A 16,618-nucleotide genomic window follows, 5' to 3' on the forward strand; every position below is an offset into this window, starting at 1 on the left:
CGGGTATGCCTGATGTGTCCGCCGGTGTGGTGTCCGCTGCGGGAGGACCGGCATTGTCCTATGCGCAGGCCACCAAGAAGCTGCTGCGTAACAGCTTGCTCGACGGTATGCGCGACCTCTTGCGTACGCGGGACTGGTCGTCGGTGACGATGGCGGATGTCGCCCGTGCGGCCGGGGTCAGCAGGCAGACGGTCTACAACGAGTTCGCCTCTCGGCAGGGGTTGGCCGAGGCGTATGCACTCCGCCTCACCGACCACTTCGTCGATCAGGTCTCCGAGGCGGTTCTGGCCCATGAGGGCGAAGCGAAGATAGCCCTGGCGGAGGGTTTTTCGAGATTCTTCGCCATCGCGGCGGATGACCCGCTGATCCAGTCGTTGTTGACCGGGCAGGCCAAGCCCGACCTCTTGCGGCTCATCACCACGGACGCCGATCCTCTCATCACCACCGCGAGCGCGCGGATAGTCGCGCTGCTGAGGACCAGCTGGATACAGGCCGAGGAGACCGCCGCCGTCCGTATCGCCAGGGCCATCGTGCGGATGGCCTTGAGTTATGTGTCGATGCCCCCAGAGGCCGACCGCGATGTCGCCGACGATGTGGCCGAGATCTTCGGGCCGGTCGTCGATGCCGCAGCCGGGGGTGGGCGCCGGGAGTCCACCGGTTAGCCTGGTAGGCAACATTCAGGTGGGACTTTGAGGAGTGGTATATGACATCGGTCCAGAACGGCCCGCTCACCGCGGAAAGCCGCAACGGCATCGACTTCAAGGTGGCGGATCTCTCGCTGGCCGAGTACGGCCGTAAAGAGATCGGCTTGGCCGAGCACGAGATGCCGGGTCTGATGGCCCTGCGTCGTGAGTACGCAGATGTGTTGCCGCTCAAGGGTGCTCGCATTTCCGGTTCGCTGCACATGACAGTGCAGACCGCGGTCCTGATCGAGACGCTGGTCGCGCTCGGTGCCGAGGTCCGTTGGGCGTCATGCAACATCTTCTCGACCCAGGACGAAGCGGCCGCGGCCATCGTCGTCGGGCCGTACGGCACGGTCGAGGAGCCTAAGGGCGTTTCCGTGTTCGCGTGGAAGGGCGAGAGCCTCGAGGAGTACTGGTGGGCCGCCGAGCAAATGCTCACCTGGCCCGGCGAACCGGCGAACATGATCCTCGACGACGGCGGAGACGCCACCTCGCTCGTCCTACGCGGCGCGCAGTTCGAGAAGGCCGGCACCGTCCCGCCGACCGACGACGATCTGGACTCTGCCGAGTACAAGGTCTTCCTCGCGCTGCTGCGCGAGCGTTTCGAGACCGACAAGGGCAAGTGGTCGGCGATCGCCGAGTCGGTTCAGGGTGTCACCGAGGAGACCACCACCGGTGTGTTGCGGCTCTACCAGTTCGCTGCGGCCGGCGAATTGGTGTTCCCGGCGATCAACGTCAACGACTCGGTCACCAAGAGCAAGTTCGACAACAAGTACGGCACGCGCCACTCGCTGATCGACGGCATCAACCGTGGCACCGACGTCCTCATCGGCGGCAAGAAGGTCCTGATCTGTGGCTACGGCGACGTCGGCAAGGGCTGCGCTGAATCCCTCGCGGGACAGGGCGCACGCGTGCAGGTCACCGAGATCGATCCGATCAACGCGCTGCAGGCACTGATGGACGGCTATGACGTCGTCACCGTCGAGGACGCGATCGGCAATGCCGACATCATCATCACCTCGACCGGCAACCTCGGGATCATCACCTTCGATCACATGAAGCAGATGAAGCACCAGGCGATCCTGGGCAACATCGGTCACTTCGACAACGAGATCGACATGGCAGGCCTCGAGTCCTCCAAGGACATGACCCGCATCAACATCAAGCCGCAGGTCGATCAGTGGATCTTCCCGGACGGTAAGGCGATCATCGTCCTGTCCGAGGGCCGGTTGCTGAACCTCGGTAACGCCACGGGTCACCCGTCGTTCGTCATGAGCAACAGCTTCTCGAATCAGGTCATCGCCCAGATCGAGCTGTGGACCAAGAACAACGAGTACGACAACGAGGTCTACCGCCTGCCCAAGGTGCTCGACGAGAAGGTCGCGAAGATCCACGTCGAGGCACTCGGTGGAACGCTGACCAAGCTCACCAAGGAGCAGGCCGAGTACATCAACGTCGACGTCGAGGGTCCGTACAAGGCGGAGCACTACCGCTACTGACACCCGGCACACCAGAAATGGTGGGTTTTGGCGACCGCGAACAGCGGAAATACTCGCCAGAACCCACCATTTTTCGGTTTCGCGGGGCTAACCGGTGATGATGTCGTCCCCGCCGGTGCTCGGTGCGGTGCTGGACCGTCGCTCCGACAGGCTCGGGCAGAACCGCCACTCACCGTCTTCCATCTTGAACGCCCAGTGGATGTCGCCGACCTCGCTGTCGATGGCCATCTCACCGTGGACCTTGCCGACCTTGCCGTCGACGTTCACATCCTGGACGTCGATGGAGGCGAAGATGCTGCCATTGCGATCGAAGAGTTCTTCGTAACCCGCCCTCGACTCGGTGCGTGAGTCGGCGTCGCACGCCATGTCATGTAATCCGCCGGCATCCTGATCGTTGATCAGCTGAACGCGTTTCTCGGCCGCGGCCTGCACGGCGTCCTCGTCGCCGGTGCCACCCGCATCGCCCGAGGTGGTCGTCGTCGACACCGAGGTGGACGGATCGGCGACCGGATCGCTGTCACCGGAACCGGTGAGGGTCACTGCGGCGACGGTGGCCCCGGCCAGCACCACCAGCACGGCGATCACGGCGGCGATGATCAGACCGGTGCGGGTCTTTCGAGGCGGCTGCGGCGGCGGCGCGCCCCAGGGGCCCTGCGGTCCCTGCGGGCCGGGAGGAAACTGCGCTCCGGGCGGACCGAAGGCACCGGGCGGTCGACCCGGACCCTGAGCACCCGGCCCCTGAGCACCTGGACCCTGAGCGCCTGGACCTCTGCCGTAGGGCGGCTGCTGCGATGGCTGACCCTGCGACCAGTACGGATCACCCGGACCCCGATCAGGCTGCTGGGGCCTGCGCTGTCCAGGTTGCTGTGGCGGCCGGCCCCCCGGACCTGGCTGGTCGGGAGTGCCCCATCCCGGCGGGCCGGTTGGCGGATAACTCAACAAGTCCTCCCTCGGGCACCGATCAGATCTTGCGGGTGGTGCAGATCTTCCAGTCCCCTAAACGGTTTTCCATCTCGAATGTATATCGGTTGGTCTCGAGCGCGGACTGGTCGGCCGGGTTGACGAAGGTCAACGAGACGGTGGCCTCGGCCGAATCGCCGGTGACCTCGATACCTGTCACGGAGTTCAGTTTCATCCCGGCGGTGTCACTGTTGTCGGTCTGGATCTCTCGCACCGTGGCCTGCTCGGCGCCACAGGTCACGGAGATCGCTGTGTCCCAGTCGCGGTCGGTGAACGCGGTCGTGTAGGTCCGGATGGCGGTCTCGACCTCCTCCTCGGCCTGCGCCACGGACGACTGCGACGACGTCGTCGTCACCGATGAGGTGGGGTCGGCTCTGGTGTCGGAGGAATCGTCGCCGCCGAGAACCACGAACAGCACCACGGCGAGCACGATGACGACCACGGCAGCCGCCGCGATCCCGATGATCCATGGCGTCTTGTTCGACTTACCGCCGCCCGGAGGTGGTCCATAACCACCAGGGCCACCCGGCCCACCGGGAGGCGGATTGTTCCCGTACTGCTGATAACCGGCCGGATACTGGCCGGTCTGTCCCTGCTGCGGGTAGTCGGAGGTCGGCGGGTACTGCGGCTGCGGCTGATTGCCCCAGTCGGGGGCGCCGCCGGGCTGGCCGCTCCAGGTCGGCTCGGATGCGGACTGGCCACCCCAGGTCGGCTCCGACGGAGGTTGGCCACCCCAATTCGGCTGGTTCGGCGTTCCGCCCCAGGGCTGCTGTGAACCATCGCCCGGTCCCTGGCCCCACTGGGGATCGCCCTGGTTGTCGCCGGATCCGTAGGGACCTTGTGGTGGTTGCGTCATGAGGGACCTCCGGCGAGAACGTGAGCGATGGACCACTGCTCGGGGCGAGTGTGAATAGCGTTTGGGCAGCGGTGCTTTGCTGCTGATGGAACCTTACTGGGCGCTTCGGACAGCCAACAACACCGTCGAAATCAGACACAAACACTGATGCTGACATGTGATGTTCATGCCCGTCACCCGGCCGGTGAGGGGCGCGGCGATCAGACGTGGAGCAGATCAGCCGACTCATTGCCCGGATCGCACATCTGCCAGCCGGTTTCGCCCTTTCGGAACATGCTGACCGTATCCGGCCGCAACTCGATCGCGGCGAGGTCGGCGCCGGTGAACTCCACCTGGACACGGGCCGTCGCCAGCGTCGAACCGATGCGCTGAATGTCGGTTATCCGGGCGACACGCAGTATCCGATTGCCGGTGCGGGGGCCGAGGGCCTCGACGATCAGACCGGCGACCTCGCCCTGCTGGCGGCAGTACGTCAGTTGCAAGGCGGCGGCGTCGCGAGCGTTCAGAGCGTCGATCTGCTGCTCGACCACGGTCCGGATCTGGGTGGCGTCGTCGGCCGGATCGGATCGGATGGTCAGCGCGAACCAGACCAGCGCGAGATTGGCCACCAGTACCGCGATGGACAGGACAACGGTCTGCCGGACCGGAACGTGGTGAACCGGGTGCAGCATGAAGTGACTCATCGGCCGACCTCCCATCGGACCGGCGGTCGTGGCCGGTCCAACGCGTGCGTCGTGTGTGACGCTAGTTGCCGACAGGGGAGGGCCGGCGCACATAACGGTGGCCGTCGCTGAGTCTTGACCAGGTCGTTACCGCGGTCAGATGGCGATGAGTCGATCCGCGAGGTCCGGGTCGGGTTCGGTGCCCAGGCGTGACCACGGAGACATCCATCCGCGTTCGGCGAGGTCGCGGTAGACGATGCCGGTTCGCTCCTGCAGGTCATGGTCGCGCTCGTAGTGGTCGCGGGTGCGGGAGGCGTCGTTCTCGGCGCGCGACTGTGCGCGTCCGATCGCGACATCGGTCGGTACGTCCAGCAACAGATGGTGATCGGGGACCGGTAAACCGAAACGTTCGAACTCGAGGGTCGAGACCCAGTTCACGACCTCACCGTCCGCGTCCTGTCCCAGTCGGGCGGCGCTGTAGGCGGCATTCGAGGCGACGTAGCGGTCCAGGATCACCGCGTCGTTGGCGGACAACAACTTCCGGAGCTCGGCGTCGGCGTCCCTACGGTCGAGTGCGAAGAGCAGTGCCATGGCGTGAACGCTCGAGCGCAGGTCGCCGTGCTGTCCGTGCAGTGCCTCGGCGGCGATGTCCGCGGTGACCGACTCGGAGTAACGCGGAAAGGTGAGCGTCGCGATTCGGTAACCCTCTGTGGCCCAACGGTTCACGAGCCCGGTCACCAACGTGTGCTTGCCCGCTCCGTCCACACCTTCGACTGCAATCAATACGCCCACATTCGAAGGGTAACCGCGTCTGGTGGATAACAGCCGCAGCCGAGCCGCTCCGCGGTCGGCGCGTCAGCCACAATTAATCACGATTCGGTGACACCATGAGCCCATGAAACCCAGGATCCTGGTTGTCGACGATGATGCTGCATTGGCGGAGATGCTCACCATCGTGTTGCGCGGAGAGGGCTTCGAGCCCTTCGTGGTGGGCGACGGCACCCAGGCACTGACCGCGGTCCGCGAGATCCGTCCTGATCTGGTGTTGCTCGATCTGATGCTGCCCGGGATGAACGGGATCGACGTGTGCCGGGTGCTGCGTGCTGACTCCGGTGTACCGATCGTGATGCTCACCGCCAAGTCCGACACCGTGGACGTCGTGCTGGGTCTGGAGTCGGGTGCCGACGACTACATGATCAAGCCCTTCAAACCGAAGGAACTGGTCGCCAGGGTCCGGGCGCGTCTGCGTCGCACCGAGGACGAGCCCGCGGAGTTGCTGTCCATCGGACCGGTCGAGATCGACGTCCCCGCGCACAAGGTCGTCCGCGAGGGGGTGCCCATCTCGCTCACCCCGCTCGAGTTCGATCTGTTGGTCGCACTTGCCCGCAAGCCGCGGCAGGTCTTCACCCGCGACGTGCTACTGGAACAGGTCTGGGGTTACCGGCATCCGGCCGACACTAGGCTGGTCAACGTGCACGTACAGCGCCTGCGGGCCAAAGTAGAAAACGATCCGGAAAACCCTGAAGTGGTTCTCACGGTGAGGGGGGTCGGCTACAAGGCCGGACCACCGTGATCGGACGCCCTCGGCGTCGTATCAATGGCACGTTCGGGCCATCGATGCGGCGAGTGGGCTCGGTCGGGAGAGCAGTCGGGCAGCTGTGGCGTCGTTCGCTCCAGCTGCGCGTGGTGGTGTCCACCCTCGTGCTGTCCTTCGTCGTGTTGGTGATCCTCGCCTTCGTGCTGACCAGCCAGATCACCGACCGCCTACTCGACCTCAAACTGCAGGCCGCCACCGAAGAGCTCGAGCGCACCCGGGTGACCGTCGAACGCGACCTCTCGGGCGCGGACGGCAACACTTCTCTGACGAACAGATTGCGGCAAACCCGCTCGATCCTGACCGACCGCGATGTCGATTCAGGCGACACCTCCGGTGTGGTCGGTACCTTCGACACAGTGTTGCTCGCACCTGGATCCGGCCCCGCAGGACCAACAGGCGTGGGTCCGATCGGTGAGATCCCCGAGAATCTGCGGCAGATGGTGCAGGGCGGCCAGATCGCCTATCGCTACTCCTCGGTGACCGGCTCCGGCGGAGCCCAGAGTCCGGCCCTGATCATCGGGACCCCGACGAACTCCGACATCCCGGGGCTGGAGTTGTACCTGGTGTTCCCGCTGACCAACGAAGAGAACACAGTGTCGCTGGTGCGCGGCACGATCTTCACCGGTGGTCTGGTCTTGCTCGGTCTGCTGGCCGCGATCGCCATCCTCGTCTCGCGGCAGGTGGTCATACCGGTGCGGTCGGCCTCGAGGATCGCGGTGAGATTCGCCGACGGCCGGCTCAAGGAACGCATGCCGGTGCGCGGTGAGGACGACATGGCCAGACTCGCCATGTCGTTCAACGACATGGCCGAGAGCCTGTCGAAACAGATCACCCACCTCGAGGAGTTCGGCGGTCTGCAGAGGCAGTTCACCTCCGATGTCTCCCATGAGCTGCGTACCCCGCTGACCACGGTGAGAATGGCTGCGGACGTGCTGTTCGAGAGTCGCGAGGACCTCGAACCGGTGCTCAAACGTTCGGTCGAGTTGCTCGACATGGAACTCGACCGATTCGAGACCCTGCTGGGCGAATTGCTCGAGATCTCGCGCCACGATGCCGGTGTCGCTGAACTCGCCGCAGACAGGCTGAACATGACCATCCCGATCGACGCGGCGGTCAAGACAGTGCGGCACCTCGCGGACGAGACCGACACCGAGTTGATCCTGGACCTGCCGGCCGAGCCGGTGATCGCCGAGATCGATCCGCGCCGCGTGGAGCGGATCCTGCGAAATCTGCTCGCCAACGCCATCGACCACGGGGAGCAGCAGCCCGTCACGCTGACGATGCGCACCGACGGCGACGCGGTGGCGGTCACCGTCCGTGACCGGGGTATCGGACTGCGACCGGGCGAGGAGAAGTTGGTGTTCAACCGGTTCTGGCGGTCGGATCCATCGCGGTTCCGCCGCTCGGGTGGAACCGGACTCGGTCTGGCGATCAGCGTCGAAGACGCCCGCCTGCATCAGGGTCGGCTCGAGGCCTGGGGCGAACCCGGCAAGGGTGCCTGTTTCCGGCTGACGCTGCCGCTGGTCCGTGGCCACAAGGTGCTCGGCAGTCCGTTGCCGCTCAAACCTCCGGGCCGGGGCAGGACCGCGCGAGATCAGGGGCAGGGCAATGGCTGAGCGACGGTTTGGCCTGGCCCGTCGCCCCATCGCGTTGCTGGTCGGCATCGTTGCGATGGCGTTGCTGTCGGCGTGTGTGTCGATCCCGAACAACTCGAGTCCGCAGCCTCTCGGATCCCTCGAACGGCATCAGCCGACCCGCAATGTTCCGACCCCGCGCCCCGGGATGGACCCCGAGACACTGGTCCGCGACTTCCTGAAAGCCTCGGTGCAACCCGGTTCGGGCCACTTGGCAGCGCGGCAGTTCCTCACCCAGGACGCCTCGAACTCCTGGGACGACCAGGGCGGGGCCCTGTTGCTCGACGAGATCAATGTGCTCAGCGACGACCGGACCGATGACACGATCACCGTGCGGGTCAACGGCGAGAACACCGGCGAACTGCAACCGAGCGGGCAACTCATCCCCAGCTCCGGACGTATCGAGACGCGGTTGTCGCTGCGCCGCGTCGACGGCCAGTGGCGAATTGACGGGCCGCTGCCGGTCGGGGTGATGATGGACCGCGAACAGTTCGAGGCCTCCTACCGCCCGCACGTTCTCTACTACCCGAGCACCGACGACGAGCATCTCGTCGCAGATCCGCGCTGGCTGTACGCCGGGGCCGACCAGCTCTCCGACCAGCTGATCGGGTTGCTCATCGCGGGGCCGGTCGAGGATCTGCGTGGCGCGGTGACCAATGAGTTCCCGGCCAGGTCGTCGCTGCACGGTTCGATCGAGTCGTTGCCCTCAGGGGGCATCCGACTCGATCTCGCCGGGCTCAACGGACTCGGCGATGCCGACCGCAACCGGCTTGCTGCTCAGATCATCTGGACGTTGAGCGACTCCGACATCTCAGGTCCCTACGTGATCGACGCCGATGGAGCCCCGCTCAACGAACGCCGTGCCGCCGGGTGGCAGACCCGCGACGTCGAATCACTCGACCCGAGCCCGTCGGCGGGGCCGCTGGGGCTGCACATCGTGCGCGGCGGATCCCTGCAGGCCGTCGCGGACAACACCGTCGCGCCGGTGCCCGGACCGTTGGGTTCGACCAAGAGTCTGCTGGCCGCCGACATCTCCGCCGATGCAGGCCGCGTTGCCGCCGTCTCGCAGAACGTCGCGCCCGGGCCCGCTCCGCGACTGTCCCTGGCGATCGGCGACTACGGCGCAGACATGACACCGGTACTCGAAGGCGAGACGATCACCCGCCCGTCGTTCGCCGGCGACAGCCGGACCGTCTGGGTCGTGGTCGACGAGAATCGGGTCACCCAGGTGACGGAGAGTCCGGACGCCGGCCAGGTGACCGAGGCCGAAGTGGATTCGACCGCGATCCGGTCGGTGGCCCAGGGAGCGATCACCGAGTTGCAGATCTCGCAGGACGGCGCCCGGGCGGCGATGATCGTGGGCGGCCAGGTCGTCCTGGCGATCGTCGAGCGACGCGCGGACAACAGGCTGGTGCTCTCCAACCCTCGTGGCGCTGCTGCACTCAACATCGCGGGCGCGGTGTCCCTCGACTGGCTGAGCAGCGAGACCCTGGTCATCGCCCGCAACGCGGCGGACGGTCCGGTGGTGCAACTGCGTATCGACGGGACGCCGCCGGGGGCGCTGCCGAGTGGCAATCTCACCCCGCCGGTCACGTCTGTGGTCGCCGGGCAGTCGACGATCTACGCTGCTGACAGTCGTGGGGTGCTGCGTCTGGGCAGTACCAACGACGAACCGGACCAGTACTGGAGCGAGATCACCCCGACGATGGGGTCGAACGCGATACCTGTTCTGCCGCATTAGATTCGACGTTTCACCTCGCGCGGGGGCCTCGGCCCTGTGGATGGCGCGGTGACCTGTGGACAACCCGCCGCGACACCCGGCTGCGTGCTGGCCGTGGTCTTCATCGAGGTGATGATGGGCGGATGCGTGCGCACAACGCCGCTGCCCGGATCGCCGGCGCCGTGGTGGACCTGGTGATCCCGACGGTGTGCGGGGGATGCGGGGCGCCGGGCACGCGGTGGTGCCCACGATGCGCCCTCGTGTTCGCCGACGCCCCGATCGAGCTGCGGACCAGCGTGATGCTGCCGGTCCCCGCCTACGCGCTGGGCCGATACACCACAGCGCGCAGACGAGCGATCCTCGAGTTGAAAGAGCACGGGCGCACCGATCTCGTCGACCCGATCGGGCTCGCGCTGGCGACCGCCCTGCGGACGCTGGACCGGTGGTCGCAGTTGCCGAGGTCGGCGCGCCTTGTCCTCGTCCCCGCACCGACCCGATGGTGGGCCGCGCGCCGCCGGGGCGGGGACCCTGTCACCGCGCTCGCGGCGGCGGCGGCCAAGGAACTCGGGTCCGGGGTCTGTGTGATGCCCACGTTGTTCACGTCGTCCTGGGCGCGGGATTCGGCAGGTCTGTCGGCGCCTGAGCGTGGTGAGAACCTGTCCGGTGCCGTCCGGTTGCGACGGGGTGCCGATCTCTCGGCGTTCGGCGGGGGAGTCGCCGTCGTGCTGGTCGACGACGTGCTCACGACCGGCAGCACCGCCGCACACTCGATCGAGGTCTTGCGACGAGCCGGGATCGAGGTGCACCTCGTCCTCGTGGTGGCCGCCGCGTAAGGAGCCGAAAGTGCCGAAATTATTGGTAGGCATAGCCATTGGTACAGACCGGCTGGCGCGGTGGCCTGTTGCGTCCCGGTTCGACGCGTAAGTGAACATGCGTTGCCGAAATTGTGGCGAACACCTGCCCGGCAGACTAACGTCGGGGGTGCACTCTCAGATGCCAGAGGTCAGATCACCCACCGGGTGACGTGGGGAGGTGAGGCCCAACTCTCAGACCGGTATGTGGCCGAGTGCGGTCGCGGTATCGGAAGTCCTGTTCACCAACCCAGGAGGTACGCCGCAGTGACGACAAGTGTCGGCAAGAATGCCGTTTCAGCCAACAATGTCAGCCCCGATCCGGGTTCAGACCCGACGACCAGCGCCGATCCCTTCGACCCGGGCATATATGTCCGATCCGACTCAGACGAACTGTCCCGACCCGACGCCGAAGTGCAGGTCAGCGGCCGGAACGTCGAGATCCCCGAACATTTCCGAATCCACGTGATGGACAAGCTCTCACGCGTCGAACGCTTCGACCCGTCGATCTTCCGATTCGACGTCGAGCTCCACCACGAAAAGAACCGCAGACAGTCGAAGGTCTGTCAGCGCCTCGAGATCACCGCTGTGGGTAAGGGCCCGGTGGTGCGAGGCGAAGCGTGCGCCGAGAACTTCTACGCCGCGCTCGACGCGGCCCTGAACAAGCTGCAGTCCCGACTCCGCCGGACCAAGGACCGCCGCAAGGTCCACCACGGCTTGCGTACCCCGATCTCGGTGGCGGAGGCCACCGCCGCGGCCGACCCGATCCTCAATGGCGAGGCCTTCAAGCAGACGGACTCCGCAGACGACGACCGCTGGGCCGATCACATTCCCGAGGCCGCGGGTCCGGGACAGATCGTGCGCATCAAAGAGCATGAGGCGATCCCGATGACCGTCGACGATGCGTTGTACGAAATGGAACTGGTCGGTCACGACTTCTTTCTGTTCCATGACAAGGAAACCGACAAACCATCCGTCGTCTACCGTCGGCACGCCTTCGACTACGGACTGATCCGCCTCGCCTAGCGGCTCAGCGCGGGGTTGATCGGCCTCGCTGGGCCACCCCTGCCACGAGCGTGGCTACCATGGAGTCCGACCTGCGGGGATCTGTAGGTCGGATTTCGTGTGTAGTCGATCGGATTGAGGATAAAACCAGTGCTCAACAAGCTGCTGCGCGTCGGTGAAGGCCGGATGGTCAAACGCCTGGATGCGATCGCTTCGCATGTGGAGACGCTCGACAAAGAGATCGAGGCTCTGTCCGACGAGGAGTTGCGGGCGAAGACCGACGAGTTCAAGAAGCGGATCGCAGAGGGTGAGACGCTCGATGAGCTGTTGCCCGAGGCGTTCGCGGTCGCCAGGGAAGCCTCGTGGCGGGTGCTCTCGCAGAAACACTTCCACGTCCAGATCATGGGTGGCGCGGCGCTGCACTTCGGCAACATCGCCGAGATGAAGACAGGTGAGGGCAAGACGCTCACCTGTGTGCTGCCCGCCTATCTCAACGCGCTGGCCGGCGACGGCGTCCACGTGGTGACCGTCAACGACTATCTGGCCAAGCGTGACTCCGAGTGGATGGGTCGCGTGCACCGCTTCCTCGGACTCGAGACCGCCGTGATCCTGACCGGCATGACGCCGGACCAGCGTCGGGAGGCCTACAACGCCGACATCACCTACGGCACCAACAACGAGTTCGGCTTCGACTACCTGCGCGACAACATGGCGCACTCGCTGGCCGACCTGGTGCAGCGCGGGCATCCGTTCGCCGTGGTCGACGAGGTCGACTCGATCCTCATCGACGAGGCCAGGACGCCGCTGATCATCTCGGGCCCCGCCGACTCGTCGAGTAAGTGGTACGCGGAGTTCGCGCGGATCGCCCCGCTGCTGAAGAAAGACGTCCACTACGAGGTCGACATCCGTAAGAAGACCATCGGTGTGCACGAGGAAGGTGTCGAGTTCGTCGAAGATCAGCTCGGTATCGACAATTTGTATGAGGCCGCGAACTCGCCGCTGGTGAGCTACCTGAACAACGCCATCAAGGTCAAGGAGCTGTTCGAGAAGGACAAGGACTACATCGTCCGGAATGGTGACGTGCTGATCGTCGACGAGTTCACCGGCCGTGTCCTGGACGGGCGCCGATTCAACGAAGGACTGCACCAGGCGATCGAGGCCAAGGAACGCGTCGAGATCAAGGCCGAGAACCAGACGCTTGCCACCATCACGCTGCAGAACTACTTCCGCATGTACGACAAGCTGTCCGGCATGACCGGTACCGCCCAGACCGAGGCCGCCGAGCTCGACCAGATCTACAAATTGGGTGTGCTGCCGATCCCGACGAACAAGCCCATGGTCCGGGTTGATCAGACCGACCTGATCTACAAGACGGAAGAGGCGAAGTTCGACGCGGTGGTCGATGACATCACCGAACGGCACGAAAAAGGTCAGCCGGTCCTGATCGGTACGACCAGCGTCGAGCGGTCGGAGTATCTGGCCCGCCAGCTCAAGAAGCGTGGGATCCCGCACAACGTTCTCAACGCCAAGTTCCACGAGCAGGAAGCGCAGATCATCGCCGAGGCAGGCCGCAGCGGTGCGGTGACGGTGGCCACCAACATGGCCGGCCGCGGCACCGACGTGGTGCTCGGTGGCAACCCGGACATTCTCGCCGACATCCGGCTCCGCAAGGCCGGACTCGACCCGGTCGACACGCCGGAGGAGTACGAAGCCGCGTGGGACGAGGTGATCGCTGCGGTGAAGCAAGAGGTCGCCGAGGACGCGGCGAAGGTCAAGGAGGCGGGCGGGCTGTACGTGCTCGGCACCGAGCGTCACGAATCGCGGCGGATCGATGACCAGCTGCGTGGTCGTTCCGGCCGTCAGGGCGATCCCGGTGAGTCTCGTTTCTACCTCTCGCTCGGCGACGAGCTGATGCGTCGCTTCAACGGCGGAGCGCTCGAGTCGATCATGAACCGCGTCAACCTGCCCGACGATGTGCCGATCGAGGCAAAGATGGTCACCAAGGCCATCCGCAGCGCACAGACCCAGGTGGAGCAGCAGAACTTCGAGGTTCGTAAGAACGTCCTCAAGTACGACGAGGTGATGAACCAGCAGCGCAAGGTGATCTACTCCGAGCGCCGCACGATCCTCGAAGGCGAAGACCACAGCGAGCAGGTCAAGCGGATGATCGACGACGTCGTCGGTGCCTACGTCGACGGCGCGACCGCCGAGGGCTACGTCGAGGACTGGGATCTCGAGCAGCTGTGGACCGCGGTCAAGACGCTGTACCCGATCGAGCTCGATTACAAGGAGATCCTCGAGGAGAACGAGTTCGGCGAGCGCAAAGAGATCACCGCCGAGGAACTGCGCGAGACCCTCGTGGCCGATGCCCATGCGGCATACGACAAGCGCGAGAAGGAGATCGAGGGCATCGCAGGCGACACCGCCATGCGTCAGCTCGAACGCACGATCCTACTGAGTGTGCTCGACCGGAAGTGGCGCGATCACCTCTACGAGATGGACTACCTGCGCGAAGGTATCCACCTGCGGTCGATGGCCCAGCGTGACCCGGTTGTCGAGTACCAGCGCGAGGGTTTTGACATGTTCACGGGCATGCTCGAAGGCCTCAAGGAGGAATCGCTCGGATTCCTGTACAACGTCTCTGTCGAGACCACACCTGCGCAGCCGGCCGCAGCTGCGCCTGCGGTGTCCACGACGAAGGCTCCTGCTGCCCCGGCACCGTTGCCGACCGAGCAGGCAGCGCCGAAGCAGCCTGCACCTGCTGCGCTACGGGCCAAGGGAATCGAGGACGACAACAATTCTCGCCTGACCTACAGCGGACCCTCTGAGTCCGGTGGCACGTCGGTCCGTCAGGCGGGTGGGTCGTCGAACGGTCAGGCCGATGGGACCCGCAAAGAGCGGCGTGCGGCGGCGCGGGCAGGGTCCAAGGGGTCGGGCTCGAAGCCCCCGAAGTCCCGTAGGAAGCGCTGACGCTCGCAGGAAACGCTGACGATCTGAGTTCGTGGGGAACCCGGGTGCCGTAGTACACGTCGTACTGCTGGTACCCGGGTTTTCTTGGTACCGGGCCGGCGATGCCGGTCGGTGTCGCGAACTCGCCGGGGGGCGTAATGACTTCAGCTCGCAGTGCCCAGATGACCTATATCGACCAGCCGCCCGAGCGCCTGCGGGTGATTCCGGTGCCGCGGTACGAGCCCGAGGCCCGCGAATCGGCTTCGCGGTTCCGAGAGCCTCTGAGGGCGCCCACCCGGCAACCGACCGCGCCGCCGCGTCCGGAGGCCGTGAACGTCGAGATACGGCAGTTCGCCACCGGAGCAATCAAATTGGTGCTGGAGGTCATGGATCGAAGGCGACCGATCGGGCAGTTGGGCAGGGTGGCCCTGCCACACATCGCGGATCAGTTCCGAGTGCTGTTGGCCTCGGGAAGTGCTACCAGGGCGCCGGCGACCTCCACCCTGTTGCGGTTGCACAGCCAGAGTTCCCGGCCGGACGCCGCGGAGATCACCGTGGTCTATCGCCGCGGGGAGCGCGTGCACGCCATGGGCGCGCGGGTGGAGAGGCGTTTGATCACGATGCCCGCTGCCACGCCGACCGCACCCCGACGCAAACAGTGGCGCTGGATGCTGGTCGCGATCACCGTCGGGTGAATCGCGCTGCCGTGGGTGACCTCGCCACGCCCTTGCCGTGACTGCGCCCGCAACTCACCCGGCGGCTACGATTGCCGATGTGAACCGGCTGTCGCCTCAGGACTCGATGTTCTACTACCTGGACGAGCGCGGCGCCACCACTCAGGTGGGATCGCTGCTGATTCTCGAGCGCCACCCGGGTGGTCTGGACTACCCCACGTTGCTCAGCACGGTCGAAAGCCGGTTGCAGCTGGTCCCGCGGTACCGGCAGAAGATTCGTGAGGTGACGCTCGGTCTGGCACGTCCGGTGTGGGTGGACGACCGCGAGTTCGACATCACCTACCACGTGCGCAGATCCGCGCTTCCGAGTCCGGGCGCCGACGACCAACTGCACGACCTCGTCGCGCGGTTGATGTCGCGGCCGCTGGACCGCACGCGGCCACTGTGGGAGATGTATCTGGTCGAGGGGCTCGCCGACGACCGGATGGCGATCCTGACCAAGACCCACCGGGCGTTGGTCGACGGGCACGAAGCGCTGGAGATCAACCAGATCATTGTCGACGACACCCGCGAATCCCCGGCGATGCCCGAAGATCTCTGGTTGCCGGACCGGGAGCCCGGCAGTGGAGAGCTCGTGGTCGGTGCGATCACGGATGTGCTGACCAGGCCGTGGGAGATGGTCGATCAGGTCCGCGCGGCGACCAACCAGGTCGCCTCGGTGGGCCAGGCGTTCCTCGGTGCTGCCCGCCGGGTCGAGACCGTCATGAAGATGGCCACCAGTTCGGCGCCGCCGAGCCCGTTGAACGGTGGGACCGCACCTGCCCGGCGGTTCACCGTTGCCTCCTGTTCCGCCGATGACTGTGTCGACATCGCCGAACGCCATGGGTGCGCACCGAACGATGTCATCCTGGCCGCGATCGCGGGCGCGTTGCGGCGCTGGCTGCTGTCGAGGGAGCAGGCCGTCGACCAAGTCGAGACGGTGCGGGCGATGGTTCCGTTGTCGGCGTATCCACTGGTGGGCGACGCCGCCGAGTTCGATGCCGCCGACTCCGGCAGCTCGACGGAGTGGATGGCGGGTGGACTGCATGGCTTCGTCACCGATCTCCCTGTGGGAGAGCCGAACCCGGCAGTGCGTTTGTCGCAGGTCGCGCAACTGGCCGACCGTCACTCGCAGTCGAACCGACGCGGGGCCATGGGTATGGAGCCATGGATCCCGGAAATCGGCCCGGCGACCTTCCATGCCATGAGTGCCCGGGCGGCGGCATCGTTGTCGCGGCGCGCGTTCAACGTGCCGATCACGATCGCACGCGGCCCCAGGGCTGCGCAGTACCTCGCGGGTAACGAGGTCCTGGCCATCTATCCGGTGCCGGTCATGGTGCGCAATCGCGCTCTGGCCGTGGGGCTCACGTCATACAACGGGCGAATCTATTTCGCCTTCAACGCCGATCGGACAGTGATGTGGGACCTGGGTGCGATGACCGAGTACCTCACCGATTCGTTCGAAGAATTACTTCCCGGCACAAGGTGA

At 65.6% G+C, this 16,618-nt stretch carries 14 protein-coding genes; 10 read left to right on the forward strand and 4 right to left on the reverse strand.

All coding sequences use genetic code 11. The annotated features are described in order from the left end of the window. Positions 1-5 precede the first annotated feature (5 nt). Both BFL43_RS25465 and ahcY read left to right on the forward strand, forming a co-directional pair. On the forward strand, positions 6-662 hold the full coding sequence (locus tag BFL43_RS25465; protein WP_084895960.1) for a TetR family transcriptional regulator: 657 nt from the start codon (positions 6-8) through the stop codon (positions 660-662). Between the two features lie 41 nt (positions 663-703). Further along, positions 704-2,182 (forward strand): adenosylhomocysteinase, encoded by a 1,479-nt coding sequence (ahcY, locus tag BFL43_RS25470; RefSeq protein WP_084895962.1) that lies wholly within the window; start codon positions 704-706, stop codon positions 2,180-2,182. An 87-nt stretch (positions 2,183-2,269) separates the two neighbouring features. Here ahcY and BFL43_RS29090 read toward each other — a convergent pair whose 3' ends face one another. The 4 genes from BFL43_RS29090 to BFL43_RS25490 form a co-directional block, all read right to left on the reverse strand. Beyond that, positions 2,270-3,121, reverse strand: a complete 852-nt coding sequence (locus BFL43_RS29090; protein ID WP_168176726.1) for a hypothetical protein — start codon at positions 3,119-3,121, stop codon at positions 2,270-2,272. 22 nt (positions 3,122-3,143) lie between these two features. Then, on the reverse strand, positions 3,144-3,998 hold the full coding sequence (locus tag BFL43_RS25480) for a hypothetical protein (RefSeq protein WP_084895966.1): 855 nt from the start codon (positions 3,996-3,998) through the stop codon (positions 3,144-3,146). Positions 3,999-4,198: 200 nt separating this feature from the next. Further along, positions 4,199-4,681, reverse strand: a complete 483-nt coding sequence (locus tag BFL43_RS25485; RefSeq protein ID WP_084895968.1) for a hypothetical protein — start codon at positions 4,679-4,681, stop codon at positions 4,199-4,201. 135 nt (positions 4,682-4,816) lie between these two features. Beyond that, positions 4,817-5,452, reverse strand: a complete 636-nt coding sequence (locus BFL43_RS25490; RefSeq protein WP_084895970.1) for a dTMP kinase — start codon at positions 5,450-5,452, stop codon at positions 4,817-4,819. 103 nt (positions 5,453-5,555) lie between these two features. Between BFL43_RS25490 and mtrA the strand changes: the two genes are divergently transcribed. The 8 genes from mtrA (at position 5,556) to BFL43_RS25530 (ending at position 16,618) form a co-directional block, all read left to right on the forward strand. Then, the gene (mtrA, locus tag BFL43_RS25495) at positions 5,556-6,233 is read left to right on the forward strand and encodes an MtrAB system response regulator MtrA (RefSeq protein ID WP_084835465.1); all 678 of its coding nucleotides are present in this window, start codon (positions 5,556-5,558) and stop codon (positions 6,231-6,233) included. Next, positions 6,230-7,873, forward strand: a complete 1,644-nt coding sequence (gene mtrB / locus BFL43_RS25500; protein WP_084895971.1) for an MtrAB system histidine kinase MtrB — start codon at positions 6,230-6,232, stop codon at positions 7,871-7,873. The genes mtrA and mtrB overlap by 4 nt, the downstream gene beginning before the upstream one ends. After that, the gene (gene lpqB / locus BFL43_RS25505) at positions 7,866-9,632 is read left to right on the forward strand and encodes an MtrAB system accessory lipoprotein LpqB (RefSeq protein WP_084895973.1); all 1,767 of its coding nucleotides are present in this window, start codon (positions 7,866-7,868) and stop codon (positions 9,630-9,632) included. Before mtrB ends, lpqB begins: the two co-directional genes overlap by 8 nt. A 122-nt stretch (positions 9,633-9,754) precedes the next feature. Next, positions 9,755-10,444, forward strand: a complete 690-nt coding sequence (locus BFL43_RS25510; protein WP_084895975.1) for a ComF family protein — start codon at positions 9,755-9,757, stop codon at positions 10,442-10,444. A 384-nt stretch (positions 10,445-10,828) separates the two neighbouring features. Beyond that, positions 10,829-11,488 carry a ribosome-associated translation inhibitor RaiA gene (raiA, locus tag BFL43_RS25515; protein WP_240498497.1) on the forward strand — a complete coding sequence of 220 codons (660 nt, stop codon included), beginning with the start codon at positions 10,829-10,831 and terminating at the stop codon, positions 11,486-11,488. Between the two features lie 129 nt (positions 11,489-11,617). After that, entirely contained in the window at positions 11,618-14,437 is a 2,820-nt protein-coding gene (gene secA / locus BFL43_RS25520; protein WP_084895978.1) for a preprotein translocase subunit SecA, read from the forward strand. Between the two features lie 161 nt (positions 14,438-14,598). Beyond that, a complete protein-coding gene (locus BFL43_RS25525) occupies positions 14,599-15,111 on the forward strand; it encodes an Rv3235 family protein (RefSeq protein ID WP_084895980.1) in 513 nt (170 codons plus the stop codon). 79 nt (positions 15,112-15,190) lie between these two features. Then, entirely contained in the window at positions 15,191-16,618 is a 1,428-nt protein-coding gene (locus BFL43_RS25530) for a wax ester/triacylglycerol synthase family O-acyltransferase (RefSeq protein ID WP_346425996.1), read from the forward strand.

This window comes from Williamsia sp. 1135, assembly GCF_002095395.1.
Taxonomy (GTDB): Bacteria; Actinomycetota; Actinomycetes; order Mycobacteriales; family Mycobacteriaceae; genus Williamsia.

Coding starts and splice junctions, on each gene's coding strand:
- BFL43_RS25485 (WP_084895968.1), bottom strand. CDS start 4,681: ATGAGTCACTTCATGCTGCACCCGGTTCACCACGTTCCGGTCCGGCAG.
- BFL43_RS25525 (WP_084895980.1), top strand. CDS start 14,599: ATGACCTATATCGACCAGCCGCCCGAGCGCCTGCGGGTGATTCCGGTG.
- ahcY (WP_084895962.1), top strand. CDS start 704: ATGACATCGGTCCAGAACGGCCCGCTCACCGCGGAAAGCCGCAACGGC.
- BFL43_RS25465 (WP_084895960.1), top strand. CDS start 6: ATGCCTGATGTGTCCGCCGGTGTGGTGTCCGCTGCGGGAGGACCGGCA.
- BFL43_RS25480 (WP_084895966.1), bottom strand. CDS start 3,998: ATGACGCAACCACCACAAGGTCCCTACGGATCCGGCGACAACCAGGGC.
- lpqB (WP_084895973.1), top strand. CDS start 7,866: ATGGCTGAGCGACGGTTTGGCCTGGCCCGTCGCCCCATCGCGTTGCTG.
- BFL43_RS25510 (WP_084895975.1), top strand. CDS start 9,755: ATGCGTGCGCACAACGCCGCTGCCCGGATCGCCGGCGCCGTGGTGGAC.
- mtrA (WP_084835465.1), top strand. CDS start 5,556: ATGAAACCCAGGATCCTGGTTGTCGACGATGATGCTGCATTGGCGGAG.